Source organism: Streptomyces sp. NPDC059895 (assembly GCF_042731035.1).
In the GTDB taxonomy this organism is placed as follows: Bacteria; Actinomycetota; Actinomycetes; order Streptomycetales; family Streptomycetaceae; genus Streptomyces.
In genome coordinates, this window is sequence record NZ_JBHWKO010000061.1 from 19,645 (window position 1) to 35,700 (window position 16,056).

Here is a 16,056-nt window from a genome sequence, read left to right on the forward strand (position 1 = left end):
GGACGGCGCGATCCGGGTTCCCCTCCCACCCATTTCAGCCGTTGCGGACGCCCCGGGCACCTCGGCGTACGGAACGCGCCGCGACGGCGGCGCGAGAACGGCGAGAAGGCCGCGAGGGGACCGCGAGAGAGCCCTGAGAGGACCGCGAGAGGACAGGGAAAAGCCCTGGCTGGACGGGGGAAGCCAGCCAGGGCGGTCAGGGGTGGTGTCCGGGGGAGTGCCCTCGACCCCGCACCACGTGTGTATGAACCGTAAACCATTCGTGGAGGTTCCGCGCAACGGAAAGCGGGTTACGTGACCGGTTTCACTCCGCGTCCCGGGCGACGACCCTGATCGTCCGGAACTCCGGATCGGTCGGATCAGGCAGGTTCATGCCCGCGTCCTTGCCGCTCCGCAGGTACCTCAGCACGGGCTCGGTCAGCCGTTCACCGGGGAGCACGGCGGGGATCCCGGGCGGGTACGGGGTGATCATCTCGGCGGCGACCCGGCCGGCCGCCTCGGACAGCGGCACGTGCTCGGCCGGCCCGAAGAACGCGTCCCGCGGCAGCAGCGCCTGAGCCAGTCGCAGCTCGGCCGGGTCCGGCACCTCCGTCTTCGGCGCGGCCTCCAGGTCCGGAACGGCATGGGCGAGGTCCTTGAGCGCGGCCAGCAGCTCGCCCACCGTCTCCCGGTCGTCGGCGTGGGTGATCTGGGCGCCGATGCGGCGGTGGTCGGTCAGGTGCATGTCCAGGGACCGGTGTGCGTGCAGCCAGTCGGCGGCCTGGAACCCCGAGATGCCGAGACCCTCGACGTCGATGACGACCGGCAGGGGGTCGAAGTCGTCGGCCATCCCCGGACCGCAGAAGTCGTCCCGGTCGTTGACGTGCATCCCGCCGATCTCCTCGATCGCGGCACGCACCTCGGCCGCCAGCTCCAGCGCCCCGCCCATCAGCTCCTCGCCGTGCAGGCACATCTGACGCCGCCAGCCGTCGAGCCCGGCGTACAGCAGGGACGAGGGGCTGGTGGTGCTCAGCAGGTCCGAGCGCGTCTGCAGCAGTTCCTTGGGGACGAGGTCGCCCTGGAGGTGGAAGACCGAGCCCTGCTCCAGGCCGCTGCCCATCTTGTGGATGCTGGTCACGCAGATGTCTGCGCCCGCGTCCATCGCCCACGACGGCAGCGCCGGGTGGAAGGGCAGATGCGCCCCCCATGCCTCGTCCACGACGAGCGGGACCGAACGGCGGTGGCAGACCTCCGCGATGGCCCGCAGGTCCGCGCAGGCGCCGTACGGCGTCGGACTGGTGACCAGGGCGCCCTTGGCGTCGGGGTGGATCTCGAAGGCCTTCTCGAACTGCTCGGCGGACGGCGGATGGGCCAGGTGCCGCTCGGCGTCCCACCGCGGCTCGACCCAGGCCGGCTCGATGCCGGACAGGATCAGACCCGACACCACCGACTTGTGCGCGTCCCGCCCGATCAGCAGTTTCTCGTGCGGACCGGCCACGGACAGCATCGCGGCCTTGACCGACAGGGAACTGCCGCACGTCGAGAAGAACGTGTGGTCGGCGTGGACCGCGTCCGCCATGAGGTTCTCGGCCCGTTGCAGGACCCGGCCCCGCGTCAGGCGGTCGTCCAGCCCGCCCGACGCCAGCACGTCACCCAGGAAGACCGCGTCCCCCAGCACGGTCCGCACGTCGGGGTCGGCGCCGCGGGCCTGCTTGTGCCCCGGCGGCGAGAACGCCAGCCGCCCCTGGCGGTGGTAGTCGACGAGGGCTTCCAGAACGGGTGCGCGGGTGTGATCGACGCTCATGCGCATCGGGTGCCCGGGAGCCCCGCCGTCAATCGAGGCGGGCCGCCGTTCCGCCGCCCACCACCTCGCGTCAGGGCTCCACGGGACGGCGGCCCGGCGTCAGGATCTCGTCGATGACATCGAGCACCGCCTCGTAGGACAGGGCCCGCACATGCGCGTCGCGGGCCGCGTCCGGGTCGGTCCGCCCGAGTTCCTCGCTCCGGGACCGCCAGGTCCGCACCTCCTCGCGCGCCCAGCCCCTGGCACGCTGGATCCGACGCAGCAGTTCGTCCGAGTCCACGACATCCGTCATGGAGTCCGCGTACCCACGAAGGGCGGCGCGATGACCCGTTCCGGACGCCGTACGGCGGGTTTGGAAGGCGCTGGATGGGCAGCCGGACCAAGAAGGCCGCGCCGCCCGGCAGGGAGAGGGCCGCGGCGGCCGCGGAGTCGGGCGAGCACCGACCGCCTCCGCCGACCCCGGTCGGCGGAAGGGCTCTTCACGTCCTCCGGGACCCAGCGCCAGACAGTCCGACAGGCCCGTCCCTCGGGCCGTCGACCACCGCGCACACGCAGGGACCCGGACCATCGACCACCGCGCAAGCACAGGGGAGCGAAAGGATGCGTGCCAACCACATCACCCACGGCGGTGCGTCCGCACCGGAGGGCCCGCGCCGGTGCGACGGACAGTCGTCGTGCAGCCCGTCGGACGTCCGCACCGCCGTACGACGCGCGGCCGCCGGACGCTGCCGGACCACGGGCCGGCCGTACGACGAGGAGGCCCTCTCCGACGCCCTCCTCGTCGCCTCCGAGCTGACCACCAACGCCATCCTCCACGGAGGCGGCGTCACCGGCTACGACGTCGATGTCGACGGGCAGACCGTGCGGGTGTCCGTCAGCGACCGCAGCGACCGCCTGCCCGTCGTCTCCGACCCCCTCGACGAACAGGGGCGGCGCCGCGTCGGCGGACGCGGCTGGCCGATCGTCTGCCGGCTGGCCAGGGACGTCCGGGTGTCCGACCTCCCGTCCGGCGGCAAACGCATCACCGCCGTCGTGCCCGTGCACTGAGCCGCCTGGACGGCGGCCCGGGGGCACGCGCCTCGTGCGGCATGCCGGAGGAACGATCGTCGGTCGCGGGGGCCGGCCGGTGCGGCCGGTGTGTCGCCGTGCCGTTGTCTGGTCTGTCGTTGCCTGGCCCGGCCTTGCCCTTGCCTGGTCCGTCGTTGCCTGGTCCGTCGTTGCGTGGCCCGGCCTTGCCCCGACGGCCTGCGAACCCGATCCGAACCGCTTACCGGTCTGCGGAGTTTGTTCCTCCGGGGGCAGGGCAGACGGAGGTTCGTGCTTCGGACCGGAGGCGCGTCAACGGGAGCGGCAGAGCTGCTCCGGGGCGCTCCGTATGCCCCGGACGACAGCGACCCTCCCGTGGTCAGACCCTGAAACGACCGTTCAGGAGCGATACCGCATGCTCATCGACATGTCGACAAGCCGACCCGCTACGCCTGCCGCGACCACCGCGCAGTCACGCCGACCCCATGACGACGCTCCCGACACCGCCCGTCTCTTCGTCCGCCTCACCTCCCTCGAGGACGGACCCGAGCGGGACGCCGTGCGCGACGAGATCGTCACGGCCTGGCTGCCCATGGCCCACCGGATCGCCGGACGGTTCCGCGACCGGGGCGAGTCCCTCGAGGACCTCCGGCAGGTGGCGGCGCTCGGCCTGGTGAAGGCCGTCGACCGCTTCGACCCGGAACGCGGCGCCTTCGAGAGCTACGCCGTCCCGACCATCACCGGCGAGATCAAGCGGCACTTCCGGGACCGGATGTGGGCGCTGCGCGTCCCCCGCCGGGTGCAGGAGCTGCGCAACAAGGTCCGCGTGGCCCGCCGCGAGCTCGCCCAGAACCCCGGCGCGCCCGAGCCCTCCGTCGCCGACATCGCCGCCCACACGGGGCTCACCGAGGACGAGGTCGGCGCGGGCCTGGAGGCCCTGGAGAGCTTCAGCACCCTGTCGCTGGACGCCGAACTCCCCGCCGGCGACGACGGCTACAGCCTCGCGGACACCCTGGGCGGCCCCGACGCCTCCTACGACATCGTGGTCGACCGCGAGTCCGCCAAGGAGAGCCTGCGCCGCCTGCCGGAACGCGAGCGGGCCATCCTCTACATGCGCTTCTTCGAGGACATGACCCAGAGCCGCATCGCGGACCGCCTGGGCATCTCCCAGATGCACGTCTCCCGCCTCATCAGCCGCAGCTGCGCCCAGGTGCGGGAAGAGGCCCTCGGCCGCCACGGCGGCCGGAGCTGAGCCCGTACCGGCGACCCGCGCACCCATCCCTCCGCCACGGACAAGGAGTCCATCAGATGCTGATGCCCCACCCGGCCGTCCTGCGCAAGCTCGTCGACGAGTACGAGACCGTGACGGCGACCGGCCCGGCCGAGACGAACCCGCGGGCGCAGGACCTCGCCTACACGCTGTGCGTCTCCACCGGGACGCGGGACGTCACCCTCGCGCTGGAATCGGCCCGCCGCTGGCTCGCCGCGGCGGCCGAGGCGGAGGCGGCGACGCGGCCGCACACCGACGACGGACCCCACGTGTACGCGTGAGAGGCCGGGCCGGGCGCCCCATCGCGGTACGTCACCGCGGTGGGGCGCCCGCGTGTGCGGGGCCCGAGCCGGGGCATCCGGACTTCCGAGTCTTTCCGGGGAGGTCGAGCATGAACGCGAGTGTCCTGGCGCGCAACGGCAGGGCGGGCGCCGAGCGTGCGGCGCGGGGGTCGGGCACGAAGTGGGCCGCCAAGGCGGGACTGACCGCACGCGGCGTGATCTACCTGTTGGTGGGGGCGCTGGCCCTGCAGATCGCCTTCGGCCACGAGGAGCGGCAGCAGGCCGACCGCCAGGGCGCCCTCGCCGAACTGTCCGGCAAGCCCTTCGGCTCCGTGTTGCTGTGGGCGCTGGGCGCCGGCCTGGTCGGCATGGCGCTGTGGCGCCTGTCCGAGCTGGTCTTCGGCTCGGTCGGGCCCGAGGGGCGGAAGGCGAAGAAGCGGCTGCTGGCACTCGTCCGGTGCGTCTTCTACTCCTTCGTCGCCTACTCCGTCCTGGCGTTCGCCGCCGGCTCGGGCAGCGGGGGCGGCTCCAGTGACGAGCAGTCCCGCGACGTCACGGCCCGCGTGCTGGAGTGGCCCGCGGGGCAGTGGCTGGTGGGCGCGGCCGCCGTCGGCGTCGTCGTCGCGGGGCTGTGGATCGGCGGGCGCGCCGTCATGCGCGCCTACCGCGACAAGATGCGGATGGGACAGATGTCGCCGGGCGTGCGACGGCTGGTGGACATCACGGGCGTGGCCGGCGGCGCGGCGCGCGGCCTGGTGTTCGCCGCCGCGGGTTTCTTCGCCGTACGGGCCGCGATCGACTACGAGCCCGACGAGGCCAAGGGGCTCGACGACACGCTGCGCTCCTTCGCGGACACCCCGGCCGGGCCGGGGCTGCTGGTCTGCGTCGCGGCCGGTCTGGTGCTCTTCGGTCTCTTCTCGTTCGCCATGGCACGCTGGCGGAAGGTCTGACGTCCCGCTGCCGGGGAACCCGGGGGAGATGAACGAATCCGAGTTCCCGCCGGACGGACGACCCGTGGACATGTACCTCGACCTCCTCCGTGTCCGCATGGACAGCGAGGACTACGCGATGCTGCTCAAGGTCGTCGCGCCCGCGTTGCGCGCCCTGGACGAACAAGCCCCCGAGAGTCTCGACTTCGCGTTGGACCCGCGGGACACCGAGGATCTGCCGCAGGAGATCCGTGACGAGGCCGCCCTGGTCATCGCCACCGCCGTCACCGGCCGGCTGGACAATCAACTCGTGGAGATCCACGTCGACGGGACCGGACCGGTGCGGGTCGTCACCGACGCCGTCACCGCGTCCGACCCGGAGCGTCTCGCCGAGATCGCCGGCTGTATCCGCCGGCGTCAGAGCGACACCGAGGAACTGCGCGGGATCGCCGCCGCCAGCGGCATGCCCACGGACTTCTGACGCCCGGGCCCGCCCGGGCCGCGTCCAACGGCCCGGAGGGTCCCGCTCACCGCTGCGGCGGTCGGGACACCGGGACGCCCAGCGGCCGGGCCAGGCCGACCACGGCCTCGTCCAGGCGTTGCAGATGCCGCAGGACCCGGTCGGTGACCCGGCCGTAGCGGGGCGTCGCGGGCCCGCCGGGCTCCAGCAGGGCGGCGATGCTCGGTCCGGTGCGCACCTCGGCGGTGCCGCCCCGCTCCGCGACGTGCGCCGCGAGCGTGCGGATGTTGTCCAGGTTGCGCCGCCCGGCCGTGCGCAGCCGCGGGTCCGCGGCGATGGACGGGTGGGTGGGCAGCAGCTCGGCCGTCGCCGCGAGCGACCGGGCGTGGTAGGCGCAGGTCTCCAGCAGGGCGACGACGTACCGTGCGGTGTCCCGGCGGGTCCGCAGCGGGGTGACCGGATGGGTCAGCGGTTTCGTGGCCGCCCGGAGGTCGGCCAGCGCCTGGTCCAGGTCGCGGGCCCGGTCCAGCAGATCGACCGGAGGACCCCCGCTGAGCTGGTCGACGGCGCCCTCGGTGACGTCGGCCAGCCGCTCCAGCACCGTCGTGAGCAGCTCGTTCGTCCGCCGGTCGGTGTGCACCGGCAGCACCAGCGCGGCCGCCACCACCCCGCAGACCACCCCCAGCGCCGTCTCCTCCACCCGCAGCACCAGCACCGACAGGCTGTAGGTGTGCAGCAGCGTGTACAGCACCCCGAGCGCCGCGGTGACGAAGAACGACATGAGGGTGTACGACAGCGGCGCCGTGTAGAACATGGCGAACACGCACACCAGCACCACCGCGAACGCCGTCATGGTGTGGTGGCCCACGGCTGCCGCGAGCCCGATGCCCGCGATCACGCCCAGCACGGTCCCCAGGAGCCGCCGGTAGCCCTTGACCAGGATCTCCCCGGTCGAGGCCGTGTTGATGAACACGATCCAGCAGGTCAGCACCGCCCAGTACCAGCGGTTCGTCGACAGCAGCTCGCCGCCGACGATGGCCAGGGAGGAGCCGACGGCGACCTGCACGGCCGCCCGGGTCGTCGGCCTCCGCAGCCCCGTGGCCTCCGCCGCCTCCGCCTCGGCGTCCTCCCCGGCGATGGCCGCGTCCTCGGCGTCCAGTTCCTCGCGGGAGCGGGCCGTCTCGGGGCTGTCGTCGGACTCGTCCTGCGGCCCGTCGAGCGCGATCCGCAGGCCGAGCACGGCCCGGGCCGCCTCGCCGACGCCCCGGAAGACGTCCTGCACGGCCGGGGACGCGACCGGCAGGTTCTCCTCGTCCCGGTAGCCGAGCAGCCGGTTGCGCACCTGCGCCAGACCGGTGCCGTCGGCGACGGGATGCCGTACCAGCAGGCGCAGCGCCCCCAGGTCGCGGCGGAGCACGTCGGTCGCCTCGTCCCGCACCGGCAGCCGCCCGCTCGCGGGGAACGGCGCGCCGGGCAGGTGCAGCGTCAGGGTGTGCGTCCGCTCGGCGCTGCGTGCCGTGAGCAACAGCAGGCCGAGCCGTTCGGCGGCGATCTCCGCGTCGGCGACGCGGCGCTGCACCAGCCGGGCGGTGGTCTCGTCCGGGGTGCCCTCCTCCAGCCGGCTCTGGATCATCATGGCCGTCTCGTGCAGCCGGGCGGTGCCCTCGCGCACCTGCGCCAGCACCTTCTCCACGTCGTCGGGACCCGCGTCGAGCAGGTCCAGGTGCGCGTCCAGCAACTGCGCCAGCCGCGCCCGGAAGGCGTGCCGCAGCCGCGCGAGGACTCCCGCCGGCGTCTGCGGCACCAGCCCGAACCGCGCCACCGCGCTGCATCCGAAAGCGACGACGATCGTCCCGCACAGGCCGGGCAGGGTCGCCCCGGTGGCCCCGACGAACAGGGACATGAAGTACACCTGGAAGCCGATCAGGCCGAGCGCGGTGCCCCGGTCGCCGAACCGGCGGCCGTAGACGGCGCAGAAGATGAGGACGACGAAGAAGACGTCGCCCGCCAGCACCCGGGAGCTGAGCAGCGCCGCCAGGGAGACCGAGGCGAGCGCCACGGGCAGGCCCAGTGCCAGGGTGACGGCCTGGGCGCCGCGCTGCTTCTCCCGGATGGCGAACGTGGCGACCATGGCGGCGATGGCGCCCGCGACCAGGTGCGTCACGTCCGCGCCCAGCGCGGAGAGCACGGCCAGCGTCAGCGTGATCGCGCCGACCGTCCGCAGCCCGGCCGCGAGCCGTAGCAGCCCCGGATCGGACGCCAGGATCCGATCCCACACCCTCGTCCCGACCGACCGTGCCGCCTTCACGCCGCCGTACTCTCTCCCGCCTCGTCCCACCCGCCTGACGGCCGATGGCTCTCACACACCCGGAGAACACCGGAGTCTCCGGACCCGCGGGTCCGCCGATCCGCGGACCCGCGGACTCACGACCCCACCGAACCTATCGGAGTACCCCGGTGCCACCCGCACCCGCCCGGACTCACCCGTCCCCGGGCGGCCGCGTGCCCTCCACGTGTTCCCGCACCTGCTCCGGCGTGAGGTAGCTGTCGGTGTACTCGAAGTCCTTCAGCTTGGCGGGCCGGCGCGCCTGGAAGCCGGTGCGGACGAAATCGTCGCCCGCGATCGCGTTGAGCGTCCAGTTCGTCAGCACACGCGCCTTGGCGACGCCCGTGCGCAGCGCGCTCCAGTGGTACCCGCGGGCGACCACCTGAGCGGGCAGCCCCCGCAGCTCGATGCCGAGCGGCTTGGAGACCGCGTCGGTGCCGCCGAGGTCGACGACCAGGCCGAGGTCCTTGTGCACGTACGGCTTCATCCCCTGGCCCCGCAGCGTCCCGATGACGTTGTCGGCGACGGCCCTGCCCTGCCGCATGGCGTGCTGCGCGGTGGGCGGGCAGACCGCGCCCGCCTCGCCCTTGGCCTCGTCGGGCACCGCGGCGGCGTCCCCGAGCGCGAACACCCCGTCGTGGCCCGGCAGGCACATCTCGGAGGTGACGGCCAGGCGCCCGCGGACGGTCTCCGCGCCGAGGGTGGCGATGAGCGGGCTGGCCACGACACCGGCGGTCCAGATCAGCGTGCGGGTGGGGATCACCCGCCCGTCCGTGAAGGTGACCTCCTCGGGCCCGGCCTTGGCGATGGACGTCCCCAGCGAGATGTCGATCCCGCGCCGGCGCAGCACCTCCCGGGCGCTGCGGCCGAGCCGGTCGCCCAGCTCCGGCATCAGCTTCGGGGCGATGTCGATGAGGTGCCACTTGATCAGGCCCGGGTCCAGCCGGGGGTAGCGCTTGATCGCGTTGTGCGTGAGCAGTTGCAGGCAGGCGGCGGTCTCGGTGCCCGCGTAGCCGCCGCCGACGACCACGAACTGCAGCCGCGCGGCCCGTTCGGCGGGGTTCTGGCTGGCGTCGGCGAGGTCGAGTTGGGTGATCACGTGGTCGCGGACGTAGGCGGCCTCCGCGAGCGTCTTCATCCCGAAGGCGTGATCCGTCAGCCCGGGGATGTCGAAGGTCCGGGTGACACTGCCGGGAGCCAGCACGATGTAGTCGTACGGCTCGTCGACGATCTGGTCGGTGATGGTCCGGATGACGCAGACCTTCGACTTCAGGTCCACGCCGATGGCGCCGCCCGGGATGATCCGGGTGCGGTACTTGCTGCTGCGGCGCAGCGAGAGGGCGATCGACTGGGGCGTCAGCACGCCGGAGGCGACCTGCGGCAGCAGCGGCAGATAGAGCTGGTAGCTGAACGGTGTCACCAGAGTGACGTCGGCCTCGTCGGGGGCGAGCCTGCGCTCCAGGCGTCGCACGCACTCCACCCCCGCGAAGCCCGCACCCACCACCAGGATCCTGGGTCGTGTCACGATGTCCATCCCTTTCTGCGGCTCCGGGCGGTCTGCCTCGACGCCATGCGCGTGCCCGCCGGACGGCCCCTTCGCACCTGATCGGTCCCGTCGGTGCCGATCCCGTCGATCCCATCCCGACCGGAGGGGTTCCGCCAGCCGGGCGGCGCATGCAGACGAACAGCCTGGCGGCACACGCAGACGAACGTTTCTTCCGAAGCCACCGACGTACCCGTCAACGGACCTGTGTACGCCCGGGCCCTTCGGGTAGCCCGACGTACATGACAAGTGCGGCGGCCGGAGGATAGCGGCGTGGGGTGCGCGGAGGGCTCCGAGGGAAGCCGGGGGGAGAACCGGGAAGCGGAGGCCCGGCGGGTCGTCGACGCGGTGGAGAGCCTGGTGGCGTGCTGGCGCGCGGCGGCCGAGGAGACCGCGCCCCGGCTGCCCGACCGGCAGCTGCTCGCTCTCAGAACGGTGCGGCGCAGTCCGGAACTCAATCTGACCGGCCTCGCCGAGCACCTGGGCATCGGTCTGCCCACCGCGAGCCGCCTGTGCGACCGGCTGGAGGCGGCCGGGCTGCTGGAGCGGACCGTGCAGCCACGCAACCGGCGCGAGGTGCAGCTCGTGCTGACCGCCTACGGCCGGCGTGTCCTCGCCGACGTCACCGACCGGCGGGTACGCCGGCTGGCGGCCGTGTTCGAGGGCATGACGGCGGCGCAGCGCACCGCCCTGGAGCACGGGCTCTTCGCCTTCCGGCAGGCCGACGCCGAAGGGAGGGACGCCTGACCGGGCCGGGCCTCAGGACCCCACGGTCACCGACGCCGTCCGGCTGTCGATGTGGCTCAGCAGCAGGCAGACGTCGTCGTCGCGCTCGGAGTCGCTGAGCATCGGGTCCAGGATGCGCTCGGCCGACGCGTCCAGGTCCGCGTCCAGCTCCTCGGTGCGGAACGCGCCGAGCGCCGCCGCGAGCCGGGCGATGCCCGGGTCTATGCCGTGGGCGCGCCGCTCGACCAGGCCGTCCGTGTACAGGGCCAGGGTCGAGCCCGGTGCCAGGGGGACCGTGTGGTCGGCGATCTCCTGCCGCAGCGGGATGCCGAGCATCGCCCCCGGCTTGGCGTCCAGGATGCGCACCCGCCCGTCCGGGTCGCGCAGCACCGGCGGCGGATGCCCGGCGGCCGCCCACGTCAGGACCGGTTCGCCCGGCTGGAAGCGGGCGATGACGGCCGTCGCGTACAGATCGGGCTGGAGGTGGTGCAGGAAGGTGTGCAGCCGGGTCAGCAGCACACCCGGGCTGCCCCCGTCCACGGCGTACGCCCGCAGCGCGGTGCGCAGCTGGCTCATCATCACCGCCGCGTGCAGCCCGTGCCCGGTCACGTCGCCGATCACGGTGATCAGGCTGCCGTCGGGCTGCCGGAACGCGTCGTACCAGTCGCCGCCGATGTTCAGCCCGTACGTCGCGGGCAGGTAGCGGGCCGCCAGCCGCAGTCCCGGCGTGGTCGGCAGCTCGGTGAGCAGGGCGCGCTGGAGCGTCTCGGCGATGTCCCGGTTGTGCTCGTAGCGCCGCGCGTTGTCGAGCGCGATGCTGGCCCGCCGGGTCAGCTCGATCAGCATGACGGCGTCGTCGGGGTCCCAGCGCTCGCCGGGCGGCGTGAGGGTCAGCACGCCCAGCGGGGCGCGCCGCGTCGGCAGCGGCACGCACAGCAGCGGCCGCCGGGGATGCAGCGCCGAGGGCGGCTGGTCGTCCACGCCGGACAGACCGCCGGGGTGATCGGCCGCGTACTGGGGCCGTCCGGTGCGGGCGGCGATCACGGCGGCCCCCGGGTGCGGGACCGCGGGGTGGCGGTCGTCGTCCCCGTCCTCGAAGAGCCAGACGTCGACCGTGCCCGCGTACTCGGGCACCAGAAGTTCGGGCAGCCGGCGCACGATCTCCTCGTGGTTGAGGGAGGCCGTCAGCACCGCGCTGGCGTCGGCCAGGAACGTCAGCCGGCGCCGGGCGCTCTCCGCCTCCTGCCGGGCCGCCCGCTCCGCCGCGAACGCCTCGCGCTGGGCCCGTCCGGCCGCGTCCAGCTCGGCGTGCAGCGCCAGGACTCCCTGGTTGGTCTGGTGCAGCTCCTCCCGGTGGAAGGCGACCAGCTCCTCCTGCTCGGCGAGCCTGTCCAGGACGAGCCCGGTGTCCTCGTCGGCGCCGAGCAGGGCCTCGGCGAGGACTCCCGGGTCGTCGGCGACCAAGGCCCACACGGTGGCGTCCGCGGGTTCGGGGCAGTCCACGGCGATCCGCCACGGCGGTTCGCCGGCGGCGAGGGCGGGGGTGACCTCGGCCCGCAGCAGCCCGTCGGCCGTCTCCAGGGTGAGCCGCCAGGTGCCGCCCTTGGTCAGACACTGGCGCAGACGTCCGCTGAGCGCCGTCGCCAGCCGCGTCCGCTCCAGGGGGGCGACGCCGAACGCGGCGGCCAGGCGCGCGGCGGCGATCCGGGCGCGCGCCGCGTCGGTGACGGAGGTGATCTGCCAGGTACGCATCATGGGCGGTCCGCCGGGGTCGGGGACAGGACGGCCACGGCGGTGTCGTCACGCACCGGGCGGGCGGGGCTGCTGGCGTCGCGCAGGATCACCGCGGCGGTCACCGCCGGGTCGGCGGCCGGCAGGCGTGGGTCGGACGGCGGCACCCAGCGGCTGGGCAGACCGTCGCTGTGCAGCACCAGCAGGCGGTCCGCGGCCCACTCGGCCTCGGTCTCGGTCAGCGAGGCCGGGCGGTGGACGCCCACTATGCCGGGCCGGGAGAGCAGATGGCGCCAGGAGTCGCCCTCGCGCAGCCGTGCCCCCACGTTCCCGATCCCGGCGCACCGCAGCCGTCCGGTCCGTACGTCGAGCTGGGCCAGCGCGACCGCCGCGCCCCGCGTGCCGCGCAGCGCGCCGTCGAGGCGGCGCAGCACCTCCGCGGGGCCGAGGTGGGCCGAGCGGCGCAGTTCCTCGACCGCGGCGGTCGAGGCTCGGGCCGCCTCGGGGCCGTGCCCCAGACCGTCGGCCAGCATGAGGGTGTACCGGTCGTGGGCGCGCACCCACGTCCAGGCGTCCCCGGAGAACTCGGCACCGGCGAACGGCACGTTCACCCCACCGGCCCGCACGGGCAGGGGCCCCCCGGCGTCCGCCGGCGCGGCCGCGCCGACGCGGGCCAGTGCCACCGTGCCGCGTCCGGGGACGCTGTGCAGGTGGAAGTCGTCGGCCACCCGCCGGCAGGTGCCCAGCCCGGCCCCCAGGGAGCCGGCCGTGGAGAACCCGTCGCCGAGCGCGGCCGGTACGTCGGCCATGCCCGGCCCGTGGTCCACGGCGGTTATCTGGACGACGGCCCCGCCGTGTCCGCTCGGCGGGGCGACCGTGTCCACGAGCAGCCGGCCGCCGCCGGCGTGCTTGAGGAGGTTGGTGGCCAGCTCCGTCGCCACCAGCGCGGCGGCCGCCGCGCGCGACTCGTCGAGGCCCACGAGCGACGCGGCCTCCTCCGCGGCCACACGCGCGTCGCGCACCCGCGTCGGGTCGTGCACCGGGACGTCCCACACGCGCGGCATCAGAACTCCTCACGCGGCCGGGGCGGGCGGGCCGCCCACGAGGTCACCGTGACCGTCGTACCGACGCCGGGCGTGCTGTCGATGGCGAACTCGTGCACCAGCCGCCGTGCGCCGCCCAGACCCATGCCCAGCCCGTCGCCGGAGGTGTAGCCGTCGCTCAGCGCCTGCTCCAGGTCGGCGATGCCCGGACCGTCGTCGGAGAAGACCAGCCGCAGTCCCCGGTGGTGCCCGTCGGCGACGGGCGACGTGTCCACCTCGCCGCCGCCGCCGTAGACCAGCGTGTTGCGGGCCAGTTCGCTGGCCGCCGTGACCAGCTTCGTCTGTTCGACCAGGCTGAAGCCGAGCGCGGCGGCGGCCTGCCGCACATGCTGCCGCACCCACACCAGGTCCCTCTCCGTGCGGATCGGCAGGCGGGCCTCGATGCCCGCGGCGGTCCCGCTCACCGGGGCTCCCGGCGGGGGCCGCGCGGCACGGACGAGCCTTCCAGCCCGAGGAGTTCCAGGGCCGCCTCCGTGCTCAGCGCGGTCCGCAGCCCGGGGAGCGTCAGTCCCAGCTCCACCAGGGTGAGGGCGACCGCGGGCCGCATGCCGGCGACGACGGTCTGGGCGGCCAGCAGCCGGGCGTTCGCCGCGATCTCGGCCAGCACCCGCCCGAGGAAGGAGTCGACGATCTCCACTCCCGAGATGTCGATCACCACGCCGGTCACCCGGCTGCCGGCGATCGCCTCCACGATGTCCTGCTGGAGCTGTTCCGCGGTGCCGTCGTACAGGTCCCCCTGCAGCGTGACCAGCAGGACGTCGCCCAGCCTGAGCACCGGCACGGGCGTCGCGCCGGCGGGGGAGAAGTGGTCGTTCACCGTGGACCCGCACCACCGGGCGTCGCGTGCACGATGTCGGCGCCGAGCCCGTTCAGGGCGTACGACAGGGCGTCGGCCAGGCCGGCCCGGGTGATGACGGTGCCCAGGTCCAGACCGAGGTGCACGATGGTCTGGGCGATCGCCGGCCGGATGCCGGAGACGACGCACTCCGCGCCCATCAGCCGTACCGCGGCCACCGTCTTCATCAGGTGCTGCGCGACCAGCGAGTCGACCGTCGGCACTCCGGTGATGTCCAGGATCGCGAAGCGCGCCTGCTGGTCGACGACCGCCTCCAGCAGCGTCTCCATCACCACCTGGCTGCGCGCGCTGTCCAGTGTGCCGATGAGCGGGACGGCGACGATGCCGTCCCACAGCCGGATCACGGGCGTGGCGACCTCCAGCATCTGCAACTGCTGCCGGTCGCTGAGCGCCCGCGCCTCGGTCAGCGCGGTCTCCATCACCACCACCCGCAGCGTGCCCATGAGGACGGTCAAGGCGGTGGTGCAGTCCCTGAGGTGCTCCGGCGTGGCGTCCGGCAGGTCGGCGGCCAGGAGGCTCACGGCGGGGACGCGCAGGGCGTCCACCTCGCCGCACACCTGGGCGGTGGTCCGGCCGTCGCGGGCCCGGGCGGCCGTCAGGCGCGCCAACTGCTCGCGCACGCTGCCGAACCCCGGACTGTCGGAGTCCTCGACCCGGCCGGCGCGGGCGACCTGGGCGAGGGCGTCCACCACGCTCCGGCCCGCCTCCACCGCCTCCTCGCGCGAGACCGTGTACACGGTGCGGAACAGGGGTTCGTCGGCCCACCGCTGGGCGATCTGCTCCCGGCGGCGGCTCAGGAAGGCCCCGATCTCGCCGGCCGGTGTTCCGTTCGGTGCGGCCGCTTCGTGCTCCGGCACTGCCTCACTCCTCATCTGCTTCCTGCCGCCGCGCCCACCGCGCACGGCGGGGGACGTGACTCTTGCCGGGCGACAACCCTAACCGCGGGCCGATCGCGTACGACACCCCGCTCCGGCCCGGCAACCCGCTCGTGCGGCGGCCGCCGTGACACGTGCCCGAAGGGGCGACGCGTGTTCGACGGCCGGGCGGCCGCCTTCCCAACGGCTGTGCCCCTCACGGGAGTTCGGCCAGGTCAGTGGTCCGCCCACTCTGTTGCCTCACGCCTATGGTTGTCAAACGACAACTGTCGGCCGCCGGAGGGCCGTCGGGCGCCGCTCACCTTCGGGTTCGCGGCGTGCGGCGGCCGGCCGGTCAGGCCTCCTCGTCACCCGGGGCGGCCTGCGGACGGTCGATGAGCGCCAGGGCGTCGTCGACCTTCTCGGACACCGGCACGGTGAGGCTGACCCCGGTGAGGTCCAGCACCCGGCGCACCGCGGGCGTGGGATTGATCACGTGCACGGTGCCGGGCAGCTCCCGCGCCTCCTGATACACCCGCAGAATGATGTTCATACCGGACGAGTCCATGAACGGCACCTCCGACAGATCCAGGAGGAAGTGCCGGCGGCCGTGATGGAGCTGGTTGGCCAGATGGGCCTGGAACTCGGTCGCGGTGTCGAGGTCCAGATGGCCCTCGACCGTGACCAGGGCCACGTCGTCGCGGGGCAGGGTGACCTCGACGGACAGCGGGTTCTGGGCGATGGACACGAGTACCTCCGAAAACTGACGGTCCGGGCCGTACGGCCCGGCGGGCGACTGCGGTGCGACGCGAGAACGGATGGAGGCGGGACGCCCCACCGGCCATACGACCGGTGTCGCTTCCCCCCCCCTCACCTGCGGATCTCTACCTGGCACCGCGCCGGAGCGGATACCCCCGAACCGCCCTCGCATGCACCTGCTCCGAAGGCGACCCGGAGGAACCCGCCCCGGCCTCCGTCCGCACAGCCCCGCCCGCCTCGCGACGCCCGGCACGCGGGCCCGCCGCACTGCCGGGCCGCCCGCCCACGCCCGGCACGCGAGCGGCCCCCACCTCGCGCCCTAGTACTGCAACCGCATCTGGCGTGACGGGGTGTATCAGGTGGTCGTTGATACGACTGTGTGCTGACGCGTTGACGATGGAGCAGGTCG

16 protein-coding genes are annotated in these 16,056 nt (G+C 73.8%); 6 read left to right on the forward strand and 10 right to left on the reverse strand.

Going from position 1 to position 16,056, the window contains the following annotated elements:
* Nucleotides 1-304 precede the first annotated feature (304 nt).
* Nucleotides 305-1,783 (reverse strand): aminotransferase class I/II-fold pyridoxal phosphate-dependent enzyme, encoded by a 1,479-nt coding sequence (locus ACFV9M_RS37765; RefSeq protein WP_385075826.1) that lies wholly within the window; start codon nucleotides 1,781-1,783, stop codon nucleotides 305-307.
* 70 nt (nucleotides 1,784-1,853) lie between these two features.
* Nucleotides 1,854-2,075, reverse strand: a complete 222-nt coding sequence (locus ACFV9M_RS37770) for a hypothetical protein (protein WP_385075823.1) — start codon at nucleotides 2,073-2,075, stop codon at nucleotides 1,854-1,856.
* A 308-nt stretch (nucleotides 2,076-2,383) separates the two neighbouring features.
* Between ACFV9M_RS37770 and ACFV9M_RS37775 the strand changes: the two genes are divergently transcribed.
* From ACFV9M_RS37775 to ACFV9M_RS37795, 5 genes are all read left to right on the forward strand, one after another.
* Nucleotides 2,384-2,830 carry an ATP-binding protein gene (locus tag ACFV9M_RS37775; protein WP_385075820.1) on the forward strand — a complete coding sequence of 149 codons (447 nt, stop codon included), beginning with the start codon at nucleotides 2,384-2,386 and terminating at the stop codon, nucleotides 2,828-2,830.
* 394 nt (nucleotides 2,831-3,224) lie between these two features.
* Nucleotides 3,225-4,061 carry a SigB/SigF/SigG family RNA polymerase sigma factor gene (locus ACFV9M_RS37780; RefSeq protein ID WP_385075817.1) on the forward strand — a complete coding sequence of 279 codons (837 nt, stop codon included), beginning with the start codon at nucleotides 3,225-3,227 and terminating at the stop codon, nucleotides 4,059-4,061.
* 56 nt (nucleotides 4,062-4,117) lie between these two features.
* Nucleotides 4,118-4,360 carry a DUF5133 domain-containing protein gene (locus tag ACFV9M_RS37785; RefSeq protein WP_385075814.1) on the forward strand — a complete coding sequence of 81 codons (243 nt, stop codon included), beginning with the start codon at nucleotides 4,118-4,120 and terminating at the stop codon, nucleotides 4,358-4,360.
* Nucleotides 4,361-4,470: 110 nt separating this feature from the next.
* Nucleotides 4,471-5,310: a DUF1206 domain-containing protein gene (locus tag ACFV9M_RS37790; RefSeq protein ID WP_385075812.1), complete on the forward strand. Its 840-nt coding sequence runs from the start codon at nucleotides 4,471-4,473 to the stop codon at nucleotides 5,308-5,310.
* 28 nt (nucleotides 5,311-5,338) lie between these two features.
* A complete protein-coding gene (locus tag ACFV9M_RS37795; protein ID WP_385075809.1) occupies nucleotides 5,339-5,770 on the forward strand; it encodes a hypothetical protein in 432 nt (143 codons plus the stop codon).
* Between the two features lie 46 nt (nucleotides 5,771-5,816).
* Here the strand turns inward: ACFV9M_RS37795 and ACFV9M_RS37800 are convergent, their stop codons facing one another.
* Complete coding sequence (locus ACFV9M_RS37800) at nucleotides 5,817-8,027, reverse strand: FUSC family protein (protein WP_385075806.1); 2,211 nt, start codon at nucleotides 8,025-8,027, stop codon at nucleotides 5,817-5,819.
* A 202-nt stretch (nucleotides 8,028-8,229) separates the two neighbouring features.
* On the reverse strand, nucleotides 8,230-9,609 hold the full coding sequence (locus tag ACFV9M_RS37805; protein ID WP_385075803.1) for an NAD(P)/FAD-dependent oxidoreductase: 1,380 nt from the start codon (nucleotides 9,607-9,609) through the stop codon (nucleotides 8,230-8,232).
* Nucleotides 9,610-9,891: 282 nt separating this feature from the next.
* On the opposite strand from ACFV9M_RS37805, the gene ACFV9M_RS37810 reads away from it, so the two are divergent.
* Nucleotides 9,892-10,365 (forward strand): MarR family winged helix-turn-helix transcriptional regulator, encoded by a 474-nt coding sequence (locus tag ACFV9M_RS37810; protein WP_385075800.1) that lies wholly within the window; start codon nucleotides 9,892-9,894, stop codon nucleotides 10,363-10,365.
* 12 nt (nucleotides 10,366-10,377) lie between these two features.
* Here ACFV9M_RS37810 and ACFV9M_RS37815 read toward each other — a convergent pair whose 3' ends face one another.
* The 6 genes from ACFV9M_RS37815 to ACFV9M_RS37840 form a co-directional block, all read right to left on the reverse strand.
* Entirely contained in the window at nucleotides 10,378-12,099 is a 1,722-nt protein-coding gene (locus ACFV9M_RS37815) for a PP2C family protein-serine/threonine phosphatase (protein WP_385075797.1), read from the reverse strand.
* Nucleotides 12,096-13,139: an ATP-binding SpoIIE family protein phosphatase gene (locus ACFV9M_RS37820; protein ID WP_385075794.1), complete on the reverse strand. Its 1,044-nt coding sequence runs from the start codon at nucleotides 13,137-13,139 to the stop codon at nucleotides 12,096-12,098. Before ACFV9M_RS37820 ends, ACFV9M_RS37815 begins: the two co-directional genes overlap by 4 nt.
* Nucleotides 13,139-13,582 (reverse strand): anti-sigma regulatory factor, encoded by a 444-nt coding sequence (locus tag ACFV9M_RS37825; RefSeq protein ID WP_385075792.1) that lies wholly within the window; start codon nucleotides 13,580-13,582, stop codon nucleotides 13,139-13,141. Before ACFV9M_RS37825 ends, ACFV9M_RS37820 begins: the two co-directional genes overlap by 1 nt.
* The gene (locus tag ACFV9M_RS37830; protein WP_385075790.1) at nucleotides 13,579-13,995 is read right to left on the reverse strand and encodes an STAS domain-containing protein; all 417 of its coding nucleotides are present in this window, start codon (nucleotides 13,993-13,995) and stop codon (nucleotides 13,579-13,581) included. Before ACFV9M_RS37830 ends, ACFV9M_RS37825 begins: the two co-directional genes overlap by 4 nt.
* Complete coding sequence (locus ACFV9M_RS37835) at nucleotides 13,992-14,891, reverse strand: STAS domain-containing protein (protein ID WP_385075789.1); 900 nt, start codon at nucleotides 14,889-14,891, stop codon at nucleotides 13,992-13,994. The genes ACFV9M_RS37830 and ACFV9M_RS37835 overlap by 4 nt, the downstream gene beginning before the upstream one ends.
* Before the next feature lie 352 nt (nucleotides 14,892-15,243).
* Nucleotides 15,244-15,636, reverse strand: coding sequence for an STAS domain-containing protein (locus ACFV9M_RS37840; protein WP_385075786.1), 393 nt, complete (start codon nucleotides 15,634-15,636; stop codon nucleotides 15,244-15,246).
* Nucleotides 15,637-16,056: the final 420 nt, after the last annotated feature.